Genomic DNA, 16,881 nt, shown 5'->3' with positions numbered 1-16,881 from the left:
CATGAGCCTGAGAGAAAAAACCATCAGCGGCGCGAAGTGGTCGGCGATGGCGACGGTGGTGATTATCGGTCTGGGGCTAGCGCAGATGACTGTGCTGGCGCGCCTGTTTGACGGCCACCAGTTTGGTTTATTGACCGTCTCGCTGGTCATTATTGCGCTGGCGGATACGCTGTCGGATTTCGGCATCGCCAACTCGATTATCCAACGCAAAGCGATAAGCCATCTTGAGCTGACGACGTTGTACTGGCTGAACGTCGGACTGGGGCTGGTGGTGTGTGCGGCGGTGTATCTGCTTAGCGATACCATCGCCCAGGTCTTACACAATCCGGATCTGGCCCCGATGATTAAGACGCTGTCGCTGGCGTTTGTGGTGATCCCCCACGGTCAGCAGTTTCGTGCATTAATGCAAAAGGAACTGGAGTTCAACAAGATTGGCTCCATTGAAACGGCGGCGGTGCTGAGCGGTTTTACTTTTACGGTGATTAGCGCCTACTACTGGCCATTGGCGATGACCGCCATTCTCGGGTATCTGGTCAACAGTGCGGTACGTACGCTGCTGTTTGGCTACTTTGGCCGCAAAATCTATCGTCCAGGGCTGCACTTTTCGCTGGCGACCGTCATGTCGAACCTCCGTTTTGGCGCATGGCTGACCGCCGACAGCATTGTTAACTACATCAACACCAACCTTTCGACGCTGACGTTGGCACGCATTCTCGGCGCCAGCGTGGCCGGTGGGTACAACCTGGCCTACAACGTGGCGGTGGTGCCACCGATGAAGCTCAATCCGATTATTACCCGCGTGTTGTTTCCGGCATTCGCCAAAATTCAGGATGACACGGAAAAGCTGCGGGTGAATTTCTACAAGCTGCTGTCGGTTGTGGGCATCATTAACTTCCCGGCGCTGTTGGGGTTGATGGTGGTGAGCAACAACTTTGTCCCGCTGGTGTTCGGTGAAAAGTGGCTACACATCGTGCCAATTCTGCAATTGCTGTGTGTGGTAGGGCTACTGCGTTCGGTCGGTAATCCGATTGGCTCGCTGCTGATGGCGAAAGCGCGGGTGGATATCAGCTTTAAATTCAATGTGTTTAAAACCTTCCTGTTTATTCCAGCGGTGATTATCGGCGGGCAGCTCGGCGGTGCGATTGGCGTGACGCTCGGCTTCTTGCTGGTGCAGATCATCAACACCATTCTTAGCTACTTCGTGATGATTAAGCCCATTTTAGGACCTAGCTACCGTGACTATTTGCGCAGTCTATGGCTGCCGCTGCGGCTGTCGTTGCCTACGCTGTTGACCAGCTATGCGGTCGGGCGGCTGTTTGAAGGCAGCCTGTCGTTGCCGATGTTGCTGGGGCTACAGGTGCTTACCGGCGTGCTGAGCTTTGCGCTGGTCGTCGCGCTTTCCCGCAACAGTTTGCTGATTGAACTAAAAAAAACGCTCTGTCGGAGCGAAAAACTCAAGACGTTATTACGCGTTCCTAATTGATTTGCTTGAAACCCCTTTGATGAGGCCATGATGAAATTATTAATTTTGGGAAACCACACCTGCGGCAACCGCGGCGATAGCGCCATTATGCGTGGGCTGCTCGATGCGATACTCCGCCAACAGCCTGACGTTGAGATGGATGTGATGAGTCGTTTCCCGACCAGTTCCTCCTGGTTGCAGGGGCGTGAGATTATTGCCGATCCGTTGTATCAACTTAGCCAGAAGCAGCAGGCTGCTCCCGGTGTGAGTGGGCGCGTGAAAAAAGTGCTGCGTCGCCGCTTCCAGCATAAGATCTTGCTGGCGAAAGTGACCGGCGAAGGCAAGCTGCGCAATTTTGATATTGCGCCGGAGTTCCATGATTTTGTGCGTTTTCTCGGCAACTATGATGCGATTATCCAGGTTGGTGGGTCGAACTACGTCGACCTGTACGGCCTGACGCACTTTGAATATCCCCTGTGCGCGTTTATGGCAAACAAGCCTATCTACATGGTCGGCCACAGCGTTGGCCCGTTCCAAAACCCGGACTTTAACCAGCTGGCGAACTACGCTTTTGGCCGCACCAATGCGTTAATTTTGCGGGAAACCGTCAGCCGTGAGCTGATGGCAAAGGCGCAGATTGATACCAGCAAAGTAGAGCAGGGCGTGGATACGGCTTGGCTGGTGGAGCATCGCAACGACAGCTTTGAAGCTAGCTATGCGGTGCAGCACTGGCTGAACCTGACGGCACAGCGCAAAACGGTAGCGATCACTTTACGTGAGCTGGAGCCGTTCGATAAACGTTTGGGCACTACCCAACAGGCCTATGAGAAAGCCTTTGCCGACGTGGTTAACCGTATGATTGATGACGGTTATCAGGTGCTGGCGCTGTCCACCTGCACCAGCATCGATCGCTATAATCGCGACGACCGAATGGTGGCGCTGCGGATGTCGCAGCATGTGAAAAATCGCGAGCACTTCCATATTGCGATGGACGAACTTAACGATGTCGAGATTGGCAAAATCCTCGCCTCCTGCGCGCTGACCATCGGTACTCGTCTGCACTCTGCCATTATTTCGATGAACTTTGGCACTCCGGCAATCGCCATCAACTATGAGCACAAATCGGCCGGCATCATGCAACAGTTGGGCATGCCTGAGATGGCGATTGATATTCGTCATCTGCTGGATGGTTCTATGCAGGGCGTGGTGGCGGATATGTTAAATCAGCTACCTGCGCTGGGTGAGCGTGTGGCAACGGCGGTTGAAGGCGAGCGCCAAAAAGGTTTTTCCATGATTGAGTCAGTGCTAAACCGCATCCGGGAGGGCCGATGAAAGTCAGCTTCTTTCTGCTGAAATTCCCCTTATCGTCTGAAACGTTCGTGTTAAATCAGATAGTTGCGTTTATTGAGATGGGTCATGAGGTGGAGATTGTCGCGCTACAGAAGGGTGACCTAACCAATACCCACGCGGCCTATAGCCAATATCAGCTAGCGGACAAAGTCCGCTGGCTGCAGGACGAGCCGGCAAGCGGGCTTGAGAAACTACGTTACCGTGCGTTCCACACTCTGCGCGGATTTCATCGTCCCGCTGTCTGGCGGGCGCTGAATACGCGGCGCTACGGGCAGGAGGCCCGCAACCTGATCCTGTCATCCATTTGCAGCCGTAACCCATCACCGATAGTGGCCGATGTCTTCATCGCTCACTTTGGTCCCGCAGGAGTAACGGCGGCGAAGCTACGCGAACTGGAGGTTATCCGCGGAAAAATCGTGACTATCTTCCACGGTATTGATATTTCCAGCCGCGAAGTGTTGAACCATTACACCGGCGAGTATCAGCAGCTTTTCCGGCGTGGCGACATGATGCTGCCCATCAGCCAGCTGTGGGCCGACCGTCTGCAAGCGATGGGCTGCCCGGCGGACAAAATCGCCGTTTCGCGTATGGGAGTCAATATGGATAGCTTCACGCAGCGTCCGTCCAAAGCGCCGGGTGGCTGCCTGCAAATTATCTCCGTTGCACGCCTAACCGAGAAAAAGGGGCTGCATGTGGCGATTGAAGCCTGCCGCCAGCTAAAAGAGCAGGGTGTGAATTTTCGCTATCGCATCCTCGGTATTGGCCCGTGGGAGCGGCGTCTGCGTACGCTAATCGAGCAATATCAGTTGGAAGATCGGGTTGAGATGCCCGGCTTCAAACCGAGCCATGAAGTGAAAGCGATGCTCGATGACGCGGATGTCTTTTTACTGCCGTCAATTACCGGCAGCGATGGTGATATGGAAGGCATTCCGGTGGCGCTGATGGAGGCAATGGCGGTGGGGATCCCGGTACTTTCCACCGTACACAGCGGGATCCCGGAGCTGATTGACTCCGGCCACTCCGGCTGGCTGGTGGCTGAGAACGATGCCAAGGGACTTGCCGATAAGCTACAGGCATTAGGAGGCATGGATGAACAGAGCCTTCAACCGGTGTTGGCGCGTGCGCGCGCAAAAGTCGAAACCGATTTTAATCAGCAGGTGATTAACCGCCAGCTCGCGGGCCTGCTGCACACGCTTTGCTAAGGAGGCTTGATGCATACCTTAACTCGACGTTACTTTCTGACCGCAGGCGCAACGCTTGCCGCCGCTTTACCCGTTCTGCCTGTCGCCAGCGCGCGGGCGGCCGGAAAGAGTCACCCCGCAGATATTCGCAACTATGTGCGCAATAGCGATTGGATCCGCGCATTCAATGATGCCTTTCAAGAAGTAGACAGCGTTACCGTTCCTGCGGAGGTGGTCTGCGACAATATTAATGCGGCGATTACCCTGCCGCCGGGAAAAACCTTGCATGTCGCCGGCGGGCTCAAGGGCAACGGCCGCGGGCGATTTATCTTACAAAAGGGATGTCAGGTTATCGGCAGCGGCACGGCGAGCTTGTACAACATCACCCTTGATGTACGCGGCGCGGACTGCACTATCGCCGGGCTGACCATGAGCGGTTATGGCCCGGTGGCGCAGATTTTTATTGGCGGCAAAGATAAAAATCAGATGCGTAATCTGACCATTACGCGGTTGACCATCACCAAAGCCAACTACGGTATCTTGCGGCAGGGATTCCATAATCAGTGGGTTGACGTCAACATTACCCACTGCCACTTCAGCTATCTGCAGGGTGATGCCATTGAGTGGAACGTGGCGATTAACGACCGCAATATTCTGATCTCGGATCATGTCATCGACCATATTGATTGCACCAACGGGAAGGTGAACTGGGGCATCGGCATCGGCCTTGCGGGCAGCACCTACGACAATGGCTACCCGGAAGAGCAGGCGGTGAAAAATTTTGTCGTCGCCAACATCACCGGCAGCAACTGCCGACAGCTGGTGCACGTGGAAAACGGTAAACACTTTATTATCCGTAATGTGAAGGCCAGCAATATCACCCCCGATTTCAGTAAGAAGGCGGGAATAGATAACGCCACGATCGCCATATATGGTTGTGATAATTTCGTTATTGATGGCGTTGATATGGTTAATAGCGCGGGTATGTTAATTGGCTACGGTGTTATCAAAGGTAACTATCTGTCTATTCCGCAAAATTTCCGCCTGAATAATATACAGCTGGATAATCGAAATTTGGCCTATAGCGTGCGCGGGATTCAGATTTCCTCGGGCAATAATCCGTCGTTTGTCTCTATCACCAACCTCAATATGCAGCGTGCGTCGCTTGAAATTCATAACAAGCCACAACATTTTTTCTTACGCAATATCAACGTGATGCAGGAGTCATCTCGTGGCGCTGCGCTGCAGATTAACTTTGACCTGCGCAAAGACGTACGCGGGAAGTTCATGGCCCGCGATGATACGCTGCTGTCGATGGCTAATGTGACAGCGGTGAATGAGAAGGGGCAGGCGTCGGTGGATATTGACCATGTTGATCAGCGGGTGGTGAATGTTGAAAAAGTGAACTTTGCTTTACCACATAAGCGTTGAGAAAGTGGCGTTGGGCTTTGTCTGACATTTCTATACTGGATATCATTTATCAAAAGATTATAATTGTCTGATTGATAGAAATTAACACCCGGCGCAGTGAAGGACGGGTGTTTGTCCTTTTAATGCATACGGCATGAAACTCGTTAAATGATTATGAATGATAAAGTTTGCTTTGTGGGTGCGTCAGGATTTGTCGGCACTCGCTTGATCGAGTTGGTTAAAGATGATTTCCACATCAAAAACGTAGACAAGCAGCAGAGTCATTTCTTCCCTGAGGTCACTGAAATTGGTGATGTTCGTGACCAGGAGAGCATGGATACAGCATTTACCGGATTTGATACCGTCGTGCTGCTTGCCGCAGAACACCGCGATGACGTAAGTCCAACTTCCCTATACTACGATGTGAACGTGCAGGGCACGCGCAATGTACTCGCGGCGATGGACAAAAGCGGCGTTAAAAACATTATCTTTGCCAGCTCGGTAGCGGTGTATGGCTTGAACAAGGTCAATCCGGATGAAACGCATCCTGAGGATCCTTTTAACCATTATGGCAAAAGTAAATGGCAGGCCGAAGAAGTGCTGCGCGAGTGGTTTAACAAGGCTCCGACAGAGCGCTCATTAACGATTGTTCGCCCAACGGTGATTTTCGGTGAGCGTAACCGTGGCAATGTTTACAATCTGCTCAAACAGATTGCGGGCGGGAAGTTCGCGATGGTTGGCGCAGGCACTAACTATAAATCAATGGCCTATGTTGGTAATATTGTTGAGTTTATCAAGTATAAGCTGAGCAATGTTCAAACGGGATATGAGGTTTACAATTACGTTGATAAGCCCGATCTGAACATGAACCAGCTGGTCGCTGAAGTCGAAAAAAGTCTCAACAAAAAAATCCCTTCAGTCCATCTTCCTTACGCTGCCGGCATGCTGGGCGGTGTTTGCTTTGATCTGTTAAGCAAGGCGACGGGGAAAAAATATGCGATAAGCGCTGTGCGGGTGAAAAAGTTCTGCGCGACGACTCAGTTTGATGCGACGAAGGTGCACAGTTCGGGCTTTGTTGCGCCGTACTCTTTGTCTCAAGGGTTAGACCGAACGTTACAGTACGAATTCGTCCATGCAAAAAAAGACGATATTACGTTTGTGACAGAGTGATTTTTACTGCGAATATTCGGAAATGGCGTCGGCCTCACGGCTGGGCGTGACATTTCCGAATCCTCTGAGTCAAAATTGTCGGATGATAGGGTGTAGTAGTGCTATTCGTTTTCATATATTTATTAGTTTCAACGAATTAGAACACGAACGCGGATCATAGTGGTCTGAGCGACTATACTTTTTCAACTGATTAAAAGTGGACAATACCATGGTTAATTTGAAAGCAGTCATTCCGGTAGCAGGCTTGGGTATGTACATGTTGCCCGCCACGAAAGCCATTCCAAAAGAGATGCTGCCGATCGTCGACAAGCCGATGATTCAATACATCGTCGATGAAGTCGTTGCTGCAGGGATCAAAGAAATTGTCCTGGTCACCCACGCATCAAAGAATGCGGTGGAAAACCACTTCGATACTTCCTACGAGCTGGAAGCCTTGCTGGAGCAGCGCGTTAAACGTCAGCTGCTGGCGGAAGTGCAGTCTATCTGTCCTCCGGGCGTCACGATTATGAACGTCCGCCAGGCGCAACCGCTGGGGCTGGGTCACTCCATTCTTTGTGCGCACCCGATTGTGGGCGACAATCCATTTGTAGTGGTGCTGCCGGATATTATCTTGGATAACGCCTCTGCCGATCCGCTGCGCTATAATCTTGCTGCTATGGTGGCTCGCTTTAACGAAACTGGCCGTAGCCAGGTGCTGGCAAAACGTATGCCGGGCGACCTGTCTGATTACTCTGTTATCAAAACCAAAGATCCGCTGGATAGCGAAGGTAAAGTCAGTCGCATCGTTGATTTTATTGAAAAACCGGATCAGCCACAGACGCTAGAATCTGACCTGATGGCCGTAGGCCGCTACGTTCTGTCCGCCGATATCTGGGCAGAGCTGGAAAAAACCGTTCCAGGTGCGTGGGGTCGTATTCAATTGACCGATGCGATTGCTGAATTGGCGAAGAAACAGTCGGTTGATGCAATGCTGATGACCGGTGAGAGCTACGACTGCGGTAAGAAGTTTGGTTACATGCAGGCGTTTGTTCAGTACGGGCTGCGGAATTTGAAGGAAGGGGCTAAGTTCCGCAAGAGTATTGAGAAGTTGCTGGCTGAGTAGGCAAAGGCTGTTCAATAATTAAGCGTAAAACGACAGTCAGAATGAGAATGTAATTTCATAATTATGACTGTCGTTTTATGAATTAGATATTCAAACGGTAAGTGTGAGTTGTCACATTAAGATGGTTGAGAATCACCTTGTCTTAGTGGGTGATTAAGATCAAAATGTTGCCTGATTGTTTGATCTGGATAGAGTTAAGACCTTAACATATAGCTGGTTAAATGTTCAGTGTGCTAGTAGCTGCGGAGCTAGGGGCGGTAGCGTGCCAAAATTATTGCATGATTATTATGTGAACAAGTAAGAAAATATAAAGTGCTGAAATTTAACGCTACATCAAAATTTATCCATTGCAAACTAGATTGTAGTCTGATTAATAATTTAAGGCAATGTTCATATTTTCTAATTAGTAACTAAAAATAGATTTATATTTTTCCTAATGAGTAATATCAATGTTGTTATATGCTAACACATAAACATATTTGACAATGTGTATATATAACACCTTATGGATGTAATGAAAATTGTCTAGTGATTCTTTTCCTAATTTGACTCGGTATATTGCACAAAAATGTTTCCTATATTAACCTGGTGAAATTAAAGGCGTTTCTAATTCAATTTCTTAAATTATAATAAAGAGATATTCGTCTATCTTAGATGATTGGCATAAGTTTGTTAATAAATTCAATATGATTACGGCTGACTTATTTTTTGGAAGTTAGTAAGAATTGTTTAAGTAATATAAAACATCAGCTTGGAGTGCAAGCGGTGCAGTAGGGAATAATAATGAACATTCTACTTTTTGGCAAAAACGGGCAAGTCGGGTGGGAACTACAACGTTCACTTGCACCGTTAGGAAACATCATCGCAGTTGATGTAGGTTCAACGGAATATTGCGGTGATTTCAGCGACCCAAAAGGGGTCGCTGAAACAGTACGGAAAATTAAACCTGACATAATTGTGAATGCAGCCGCACATACTGCGGTTGATAAAGCTGAGTCTGAGCCTGAGTTTGCGCAAATCCTCAATGCCACGAGCGTTGAGGCAATAGCCAAAGAAGCTGAAAAAATTGATGCATGGTTCGTTCATTATTCTACGGATTATGTTTTCCCAGGGACAGGATTGATTCCTTGGTGCGAAACCGATAGACCGAATCCCTTGAATGTTTATGGGCGAAGCAAATTAGATGGTGAAATTGCAATTCAAAAGCATTGTTCAAAACACCTGATTTTTCGGACAAGTTGGGTTTTCGCATGTAAGGGAAATAATTTTGCGAAAACAATGTTGCGGTTAGCCAAAGACAAAACGTCGTTGTCTATTATTAGCGATCAGTACGGTGCACCTACAGGAGCCGAACTTCTTGCTGACTGCACCGCGCATGCCATACGAGTTGCAATTAGTAACCATGAAGTTTCAGGTTTATATCATTTGGTCGCCAATGGAGTTACAACGTGGCATGGCTACGCTGAATTTGTATTTGATGAAGCTCGCAAGGCCGGTGTAGAGTTAAGGTTAAATACATTAGAGGCGATACCTACAGTAGCATACCATGCTCCTGCTAAGCGACCACGAAACTCTCGATTAAGCACCGATAAATTCCAAAATACATTTGGCCTTACCCTACCTGAATGGCAGTCAGGGGTAAGGCGTATGTTGGATGAATTACTTACTAAATAATTATTTTAATCAATTCATAATGATTTGTGAATTAGAATTCTGTCTGAGAATTTATAATGAAAAAACGTAAAGGCATTATTTTAGCCGGTGGTTCTGGAACTCGACTTTATCCTGTGACAATGGCTGTTAGTAAGCAATTATTGCCGATTTATGATAAGCCAATGATCTATTACCCGCTCTCAACATTAATGTTGGCAGGGATTCGTGATGTCCTTGTGATCAGTACTCCACAAGATACACCACGTTTTGAACAGTTGTTAGGTGATGGGAGTCAATGGGGCTTAAATCTCCAGTATAAGGTCCAACCAAGCCCTGATGGTTTAGCACAAGCATTCATTATAGGTGAAGAGTTTATTGGTGATGATGATTGCGCATTAGTATTGGGGGATAACATATTTTACGGACATGATCTGCCAAGATTAATGGATAATGCAGTTAATCAAGAAAACGGTGCAACTGTTTTTGCTTATCATGTCAATGACCCTGAAAGATATGGAGTAGTTGAGTTTGATAGAAGCGGCAGTGCGATAAGTCTTGAAGAAAAACCTCTTGAACCTAAAAGTAATTACGCAGTAACTGGCCTCTATTTTTATGATAATGATGTTATATCCATTGCTAAAGAATTAGTTCCCTCATCGAGGGGAGAGTTAGAGATTACAGATATTAATAGGATATATCTTGAACGAGGTAAACTATCTGTTGCCATGATGGGGCGTGGTTATGCATGGCTCGATACTGGAACGCATCAAAGCCTCATTGAAGCGAGTAATTTTATCTCGACTATAGAAGATCGTCAGGGCTTAAAAGTCTCTTGCCCGGAAGAAATTGCGTATAGAAAAGGCTTCATTGATGCAGAACAAGTTCGGATATTAGCTGAACCATTAAAGAAAAATGCATATGGTCAGTATTTATTGAAGATTATTAAGGGTTATTGACTATGCATATAATTAAAACAGATATTCCTGATGTTCTTATCTTGGAACCAAAAGTGTTTGGTGATGATCGTGGTTATTTTTATGAAAGTTTTAATCACGCAGAGTTCGAGAAAATAGTTGGTCATGAAGTTAATTTTGTACAGGATAATCATTCAAGATCATGTAAAGGCGTTTTACGTGGATTGCATTATCAAAAAGAACCATATGCTCAGGGTAAACTTGTGAGATGCGTCGTTGGTGAAGTATTTGATGTTGCAGTTGATATCAGGAAAGAGTCTTCAACCTTTGGTAAATGGGTTGGCGTGAGTTTATCTGCAGAGAATAAACGCCAACTTTGGATCCCAGAAGGATTTGCCCATGGTTTTTTAGTCGTTAGCGAAACAGCTGAGTTTGTGTATAAGACAACAAAATATTATCATCCGGGCAGTGATCGTGGGATAAAATGGAACGATCGAGCTCTTGGAATTCAGTGGCCGAATATTGCAACATTGATCCTTTCTGAAAAAGATGCCAACCAAATGTCATTTGATATGATTATATCTGGTCATGGAATTTAATAATTAGGTGGTTTTATGAAAAAAGGAGTAGTGTATACTGCAGTAACTGGAGGGTATGATGATTTTAAAAAACATCATGAAAATGAACAATTTGACTATATATGTTTTACTGATTATGAATATTCAGGTGTAATTCCCTCTCCTTGGCTGCATGTTAGACTTCCGCCGTCTAGGTTAAACAATAAAGATCTAGCAAGATATTGTAAATTAAATCCTCACTTATTACTTCCCAATTATGATTTTAGTATCTGGATTGATGGGAATATTAGAATTAAAAGTGATCTCTATGACTACGTTCAGAATATACTCGAAAATTATGACATTGCCTCTTATGATCACTGGTGGCGGGATCAGACTGAACAAGAATTTTATGTCTGTGCAATTCAAGGATTTGATCTTGCTTGGAATCTAAAGCATCAGTATTCGCGCTACAAAGAAGATGGCTATTATTCAACAAATTTTTACGAAAATAATGTACTCTTCCGCAATCATATGAGCAAGAATATTATCAATATGCAGAATCTGTGGTGGAAAGAATATCTCAGTGGGGGCAAGCGCGATCAGTACTCGTTTACATATTCAGCATTCAAATCCAATGTGAATATACACTCTCTAGGTATGCATGATCCACGTATTTTGAAAAAATACTTTGATTATTCAGAACATACAAAAAAAAGACCATGGCATCAGTTTTTAAAAATAGTTCTAAATAGGCTGTATTTTATATGTTTTCCTTGGGTAGTGGCCGAACCAAAAAGGAAAAATTTGTTATTATAGTATTCAATAAAAACTTAAAGATAAAATGATGGCTGTTATTTAATTAGTTCTGAGTTCAGTGGATGCTACAATAGGCTCTGTTCCCACAAGGTAAGTTAAAACTAGAATGTTAATACTTCTTGTTAATTTATGTGGTCATAAACTAATGTGCGAAGATTGAAGAACAACAAGAGTAACGTTTAATAAATGCTTAAAGAGAACTGATATGTATTCCAATGCATTTTGGATGATGGCTGAAAAGTTTGTTAGTATAATAGGCCTGATTTTTGTTAACTCATATATGGCTAAATATATAGGTCCATATGATTTTGGGAGAATAACTTTCGCTGCAACCATTTTTACTTTTGTTCAAACCTTATCATGGTTTGGTGGTCAGAACGTGTTATTTAAAAGGATGAGCGAGAAAAGATGTTCAGGCATAGCAATGGCATTGAGCACTCAACACCTAAGACGAACTTTATTTATTTTTTCTTCACTAGTGGCATTGGTGTATCTTTATTTTTGCGCTGATACAATTACCTTTGTGTTTGGCGTTGCCAACTGTGCGGCTACATATTTTATGGTAATGGATTTTTTTGCAACATATAATAATACACAATTAAAATCAAAGTTAAATACGCTAACAAATATAGTAGGGCTACTTGTCGCTTTTAGTGCACGTTTTATCATAACGTACTACAAATTGCCGGTTGTTTTCTTTTCAATCCCTGTGTTTTTAATTCCTGCTATACCTTATTTTATGAGAAAGGCATACTTTCATAGAGAAATAGGAAAACGAAGAATACTCTATAAAAACATTAGGCGATACAGAAGGTATTTGGTTACTACGGGTTGCGCGTTAATATTGTCTACCTTATCTATTGTTATATATAGTCAAATATCGAATATTTTCTTGGCTCGTATTCTTTCTTTCACACAGCTTGGGATATATAACATTGCAATGACCATTGGCACAGCATGGTCTTTTGTTGTTATAGCATTGATAACTAGTTTCTTCACAAAAATTTACGAAGCGAATGATCCTAAGGAAGTGGCTCGTTTATTAAAAATAGTTAATCAGTTGGTTATAGTTATTTCACTATTTGCATTGATAGGCTTTATTATTTTTGGTCATTTTTTCATAAAGACCCTTTATGGAGTTTCTTACATTGAAGCAGAAAAAATCGTTCCAATTATTATAGTGGCTACCATGTTTTCAGCGTTAGGCACTATTTGTTATAGATATATGATTAAATACTCAGGTTATCGTTACCTTTCATACAAAATGTCTTTTACCTGCGTACTTAGTATCCCACTATCATACTATATGATTAATAATTACGGTGTCATGGGGGCCGCTTATTGCTTTTTAATAATTGAGATTGTATCTTGTACAATATTTAATTATTTCTTCCACTGCGGGGTCGTTTTAAAAATGCACCTAAGTATTTTTAAGTTTTTGAATTGAGGATGTTATGATAAAAAAAATAGTCAGTAAGATATTAAGAGCTAATGCCCATCGTTTTCCAAAGCAATGTATTAAGCTTCATTATCTCATTTGCTTTAAAAAAGGAATTGATTTTAATAATATAAAAACACTCAATGAAAAAATTCAATGGTTAAAACTACATGAACTGCACAAGGACATATACACGCAATGTGCTGACAAATACAAAGTCAGAGAGTATGTCCGGAGTAAAGGTTGTGGTGAGATATTAAATGAACTCTATGGCACGTATGAGAGTGTTAACGAGATTGACTATGACAAGTTACCGGAAAGGTTTGCACTGAAGTGTAATCATGGCGCAGGTTATAATATTATATGTGATGACAAAAATAAATTAGACAGGGATAATACTAATCACTTGCTAAGTAAATGGATGAAGCAGGACTTTTCTTCTTTATCTGTTGAACCCCAATATAAAAATATCGAACGTAAGATAATATGCGAAAAATATATAGAAAATAAAAATGGCGGTTATCCAGATGATTATAAATTCTATTGTTTCAATGGCGAACCACATGCAGTAATGGTTTGTCAAGGAAGAGAGAATGGAATCCCTAAATTTTATTATTTCGATATGGGCTGGAATCTTCTCCCGTACAGTATTGATTCTCTAGATGCCATTAATAATAATTATCATATAGAAAAGCCTGATGGTTTCGATGCGATGAAATCGTACGCTAAGCAGTTATCAACAGATTTTAAGTTTGTTCGGGCGGATTTTTATCTACTTAATGCAAAGGTTTTATTTGGTGAGTTGACATTTACTCCATCTGCCGGGCTAGATGTTGATCGATTGGAACAAACAGATATAGGGCTTGGTGATAAATTGGATATTTAGTATGGCGTAGGTCTGGTCATGAAAGTAGTAGATAATGGTTATTTTTTATACCTAAACCTAATTGCTTGATGAGACTTATTTTAGTCAGAACGCTAACGGTCATTAATTGAATAAATAGATTGTATTATATGTTATCTCTTAATGTTTAATTCATTTTACTATTCTTACTATTCTTACTATTCTTACTATTCTTACTATTCTTACTATTCTTACTATTCTTACTATTCTTACTATGCGTATTTTAACAATTCATTATTATATTTTAAATATAATATAAAAAATTTCTAATTTAAAGATTGTTAATAAATTGCCGAAATGAAAATATTCAAAATTATAATGATGCATTGCAAGGTTAATATTTTTAGACTGCAAGTACTAAAGATACATGTAATAATGATATTCTATTTTTATGTGGTGTTTTTACACTTAGTTTAGCATGATGGTTAATTGAAATTGATTTTTAAAGATTGGTATTATTAAATTCGTATTTATTTTCACGGGTAATGCTATTTACCGATTGTAACTGGAGGAAATGGCGTTGAGAAACGCCAAGCGCAAGCGCTTACTGTTTTTATATGATATAAAAAGCAATTGTGTTAACCATTTAAAATAATTTAAAATATAAAATAACTTCTCGTTATAACTAGTTCTCTCATATTAGTAATGGAATTTAGATGGTTAAATTTGGCAAAAATATAGCAGCGCTAGATTAAATATTTAGTTCATGGAATCTTTTATCAAATGAAAAACAAAATATCTATATTTGGAACATCTAAGAAAAAATCCGAAAAGAGAATACCTTTGCATCCATCGATGTTTAATCGTTTGGATGAAGACTTAAAGAGGAGTATTTTTTTTGAAGAAGATTATGGTAAAGAGCTTGGAATTACAAATGATTCCCTTCAAAATGATTTTGGTGGTATCTTACCAAGAGAGGAGCTTTTTTCTAAAGGAGATGTGTGGGTATTGCCTAAGCCAGATGACGAGGACTATAGATATTTTTCTCCAGGAAAAATTCTATGGGGTTGGTCTCATTGTGTGCAAGGAAACAACATTACCCAAGCGGCAATTAATAATAAAATGACTATAGTGGCATGGGAAGCTATGTATGGCGGGAATGATAATTGCCATATATTCTATAGAAACAATGAGCTGGCAGGTTACGCTGCTATTCAGCATATGATGATGCTAGTTGGTCGGAATGGATATTTTGGAAATAAATTAAAGGCTGCTGTTTTAGGATTCGGTGCATCTGCTAGAGGGGCTATTAGTAGTTTAAAATCGTTGGGGATAGATGATGTAACTGTCTATAGTAAAAGACCCAGTTATTTAATAAGTGCTCCCATCCAAAATATTGATTATCAAAATCTTAAAATCATAGATGGTGAATGCTATCTATCAAAGGATAATGCTTATTTAGAATCTGCAATAGTATTATCAACTTATGACGTGATAGTTAACTGCGTGCTTCAAGATCCGATAAATCCTTTAGTTTTTATGAACCAGAATGACCTTTCTAATATAAACAAGCAACTTGATATTGTTGATATTAGCTGCGATAAAGGTATGGGGTTTGAATTTGCCGTTCCAACAACATTTGAAAGCCCATTAATAAAGCCTACTAGTTTCGTTAATTATTATAGTGTAGATCATACGCCAAATTTATATTGGAATTCGGCATCATATGAAATAAGTAAGTCGGTTATTGATTTTATTGCGTTATTTTCAACAAATGACTGGTTAAAAAATGATACGCTAAAAAATGCAACAGAAATCCTTATGGGTGATATTTTAAATAAAAAGATATTAACCTTTCAATCACGACAATCATCTTATCCCTATCATTATAATGCTAAGATGTGAAAAGTAACTAAATAGGATATATTTATAGAGTAATAGTGTTTTATAAATTTTATTTGTCTGTACTAATCGCGTCTGAAGGATAGGGTGATCTAGTTATTTTAGTGATTATTATCATTTTTTATTGCAACAATTAATTGTCTGGTGGGCATAAAGTGAATCCTAATGTGTCAGCTATAATTATAGCGTATAATCCAAATGTGGGTGTTTTAAGGAATAATATTTTAAATATTCTTCAATCGCCATTTGTGAAGGAAGTTATTGTTGTTGATAATAGTTCAACATCTCAGCTTGATAATTTCTATGACGTCGAGAGATTAACGATAATCTCGCTTGGCGAGAACAAGGGGATTGCAGCAGCACAAAATATAGGTCTTCGCTATGTAAAAGAATCAAATGTAGACTTCGCCATTTTATTTGATCAAGATTCAGATATTGAAGAATCCCTAATAGGCAAGTTGGTACATGGCTTTAATGAGTTGACAGTTTCTGGCTATAAAATGGCTGCGGTAGGGCCTAGGCCGTATGATCTATTTGAACAAAAAAATATGACGCCACTTATTCAACGAGAGAAAAAAATAACTGATAAATGGTCGTTTACTAAGCAAATAATAGCATCGGGTAAACTTATTGATATTAATGCCTTAGATATTGTTGGCATGATGGAAGAAGATCTTTTTATTGATGGTGTTGATCATGAATGGTGCTGGCGTGCTGGAAAATTAGGCTATAAAATTGCTATTATTGATGATGCTGTCATGGCACATCGCTTGGGGGATGCCCGTGGGAAATTTATAGGCGTAACATATAAAATAGGATCTCCAATTCGTTTGTATTACCAGTTCAGAAATGTCATTATTCTATGTCGACGATCTTATGTTCCGTTTTACTGGAAGATAAGATGTTTGATTGGAATTGTTTTTCGTTTTAGTATTTTTTCTGCTTTTAGGGATGATTCGGCAGAAAGACGTAACTATATGATTAAAGGTTTTGTTGATGGCCTTAAAAATAAAAAAGGTATCATCAGGTGAGTCTTTGCCATAACGCAATATAGAGAACTATACAAATAACTGCTCACA

The 16,881-nt window shown here is 42.2% G+C and carries 14 protein-coding genes; all 14 read left to right on the top strand.

Annotation, left to right across the window (positions count from 1 at the left end):
• Position 1 precedes the first annotated feature (1 nt).
• The 14 genes from AB4K05_RS09755 to AB4K05_RS09690 all read left to right on the top strand — a co-directional run bounded on the left by AB4K05_RS09755 (position 2) and on the right by AB4K05_RS09690 (position 16,833).
• A complete protein-coding gene (locus AB4K05_RS09755) occupies positions 2–1,483 on the top strand; it encodes an MOP flippase family protein (RefSeq protein ID WP_368479787.1) in 1,482 nt (493 codons plus the stop codon).
• Positions 1,484–1,513: 30 nt separating this feature from the next.
• A complete protein-coding gene (wcaK, locus tag AB4K05_RS09750) occupies positions 1,514–2,794 on the top strand; it encodes a colanic acid biosynthesis pyruvyl transferase WcaK (protein WP_368480152.1) in 1,281 nt (426 codons plus the stop codon).
• Positions 2,791–4,014 carry a colanic acid biosynthesis glycosyltransferase WcaL gene (gene wcaL / locus AB4K05_RS09745; protein WP_368479786.1) on the top strand — a complete coding sequence of 408 codons (1,224 nt, stop codon included), beginning with the start codon at positions 2,791–2,793 and terminating at the stop codon, positions 4,012–4,014. The genes wcaK and wcaL overlap by 4 nt, the downstream gene beginning before the upstream one ends.
• 6 nt (positions 4,015–4,020) lie before the next feature.
• Positions 4,021–5,424 (top strand): colanic acid biosynthesis protein WcaM, encoded by a 1,404-nt coding sequence (gene wcaM / locus AB4K05_RS09740; protein ID WP_368479785.1) that lies wholly within the window; start codon positions 4,021–4,023, stop codon positions 5,422–5,424.
• Positions 5,425–5,577: 153 nt separating this feature from the next.
• The gene (locus tag AB4K05_RS09735; RefSeq protein ID WP_368480151.1) at positions 5,578–6,573 is read left to right on the top strand and encodes an NAD-dependent epimerase/dehydratase family protein; all 996 of its coding nucleotides are present in this window, start codon (positions 5,578–5,580) and stop codon (positions 6,571–6,573) included.
• 208 nt (positions 6,574–6,781) lie between these two features.
• Positions 6,782–7,675 carry a UTP--glucose-1-phosphate uridylyltransferase GalF gene (galF, locus tag AB4K05_RS09730; RefSeq protein ID WP_368479784.1) on the top strand — a complete coding sequence of 298 codons (894 nt, stop codon included), beginning with the start codon at positions 6,782–6,784 and terminating at the stop codon, positions 7,673–7,675.
• Between the two features lie 783 nt (positions 7,676–8,458).
• Positions 8,459–9,349 carry a dTDP-4-dehydrorhamnose reductase gene (rfbD, locus tag AB4K05_RS09725; RefSeq protein ID WP_368479783.1) on the top strand — a complete coding sequence of 297 codons (891 nt, stop codon included), beginning with the start codon at positions 8,459–8,461 and terminating at the stop codon, positions 9,347–9,349.
• Positions 9,350–9,405: 56 nt separating this feature from the next.
• Positions 9,406–10,284, top strand: coding sequence for a glucose-1-phosphate thymidylyltransferase RfbA (gene rfbA / locus AB4K05_RS09720; RefSeq protein ID WP_368479782.1), 879 nt, complete (start codon positions 9,406–9,408; stop codon positions 10,282–10,284).
• A gap of 2 nt (positions 10,285–10,286) precedes the next feature.
• A complete protein-coding gene (rfbC, locus tag AB4K05_RS09715) occupies positions 10,287–10,841 on the top strand; it encodes a dTDP-4-dehydrorhamnose 3,5-epimerase (protein ID WP_368479781.1) in 555 nt (184 codons plus the stop codon).
• Between the two features lie 15 nt (positions 10,842–10,856).
• Positions 10,857–11,618 carry a glycosyltransferase domain-containing protein gene (locus tag AB4K05_RS09710; RefSeq protein ID WP_368479780.1) on the top strand — a complete coding sequence of 254 codons (762 nt, stop codon included), beginning with the start codon at positions 10,857–10,859 and terminating at the stop codon, positions 11,616–11,618.
• Positions 11,619–11,823: 205 nt separating this feature from the next.
• The gene (locus tag AB4K05_RS09705; protein WP_368479779.1) at positions 11,824–13,065 is read left to right on the top strand and encodes an oligosaccharide flippase family protein; all 1,242 of its coding nucleotides are present in this window, start codon (positions 11,824–11,826) and stop codon (positions 13,063–13,065) included.
• 7 nt (positions 13,066–13,072) lie between these two features.
• On the top strand, positions 13,073–13,942 hold the full coding sequence (locus AB4K05_RS09700; RefSeq protein ID WP_368479778.1) for an ATP-grasp fold amidoligase family protein: 870 nt from the start codon (positions 13,073–13,075) through the stop codon (positions 13,940–13,942).
• Between the two features lie 741 nt (positions 13,943–14,683).
• Entirely contained in the window at positions 14,684–15,805 is a 1,122-nt protein-coding gene (locus AB4K05_RS09695) for a hypothetical protein (protein ID WP_368479777.1), read from the top strand.
• A 152-nt stretch (positions 15,806–15,957) separates the two neighbouring features.
• Positions 15,958–16,833 carry a glycosyltransferase family 2 protein gene (locus tag AB4K05_RS09690; protein WP_368479776.1) on the top strand — a complete coding sequence of 292 codons (876 nt, stop codon included), beginning with the start codon at positions 15,958–15,960 and terminating at the stop codon, positions 16,831–16,833.
• The last annotated feature ends 48 nt before the right edge of the window (positions 16,834–16,881 follow it).

The sequence above is a fragment of the Kluyvera sp. STS39-E genome (genome assembly GCF_040932435.1).
Taxonomy (GTDB): domain Bacteria; phylum Pseudomonadota; class Gammaproteobacteria; order Enterobacterales; family Enterobacteriaceae; genus Kluyvera.
The sequence above is the reverse complement of the archived record's forward strand: the minus strand, read 5'-3'. Positions and strand labels throughout refer to the sequence as shown.

What these genes read in the sequence shown, in the direction of transcription:
- galF (WP_368479784.1), top strand. Translation starts at nt 6,782, where the DNA reads ATGGTTAATTTGAAAGCAGTCATTCCGGTAGCAGGCTTGGGTATGTAC.
- AB4K05_RS09700 (WP_368479778.1), top strand. Translation starts at nt 13,073, where the DNA reads ATGATAAAAAAAATAGTCAGTAAGATATTAAGAGCTAATGCCCATCGT.
- rfbD (WP_368479783.1), top strand. Translation starts at nt 8,459, where the DNA reads ATGAACATTCTACTTTTTGGCAAAAACGGGCAAGTCGGGTGGGAACTA.
- AB4K05_RS09695 (WP_368479777.1), top strand. Translation starts at nt 14,684, where the DNA reads ATGAAAAACAAAATATCTATATTTGGAACATCTAAGAAAAAATCCGAA.
- rfbC (WP_368479781.1), top strand. Translation starts at nt 10,287, where the DNA reads ATGCATATAATTAAAACAGATATTCCTGATGTTCTTATCTTGGAACCA.
- AB4K05_RS09755 (WP_368479787.1), top strand. Translation starts at nt 2, where the DNA reads ATGAGCCTGAGAGAAAAAACCATCAGCGGCGCGAAGTGGTCGGCGATG.
- wcaL (WP_368479786.1), top strand. Translation starts at nt 2,791, where the DNA reads ATGAAAGTCAGCTTCTTTCTGCTGAAATTCCCCTTATCGTCTGAAACG.
- AB4K05_RS09705 (WP_368479779.1), top strand. Translation starts at nt 11,824, where the DNA reads ATGTATTCCAATGCATTTTGGATGATGGCTGAAAAGTTTGTTAGTATA.
- wcaK (WP_368480152.1), top strand. Translation starts at nt 1,514, where the DNA reads ATGAAATTATTAATTTTGGGAAACCACACCTGCGGCAACCGCGGCGAT.
- AB4K05_RS09735 (WP_368480151.1), top strand. Translation starts at nt 5,578, where the DNA reads ATGAATGATAAAGTTTGCTTTGTGGGTGCGTCAGGATTTGTCGGCACT.
- AB4K05_RS09710 (WP_368479780.1), top strand. Translation starts at nt 10,857, where the DNA reads ATGAAAAAAGGAGTAGTGTATACTGCAGTAACTGGAGGGTATGATGAT.
- rfbA (WP_368479782.1), top strand. Translation starts at nt 9,406, where the DNA reads ATGAAAAAACGTAAAGGCATTATTTTAGCCGGTGGTTCTGGAACTCGA.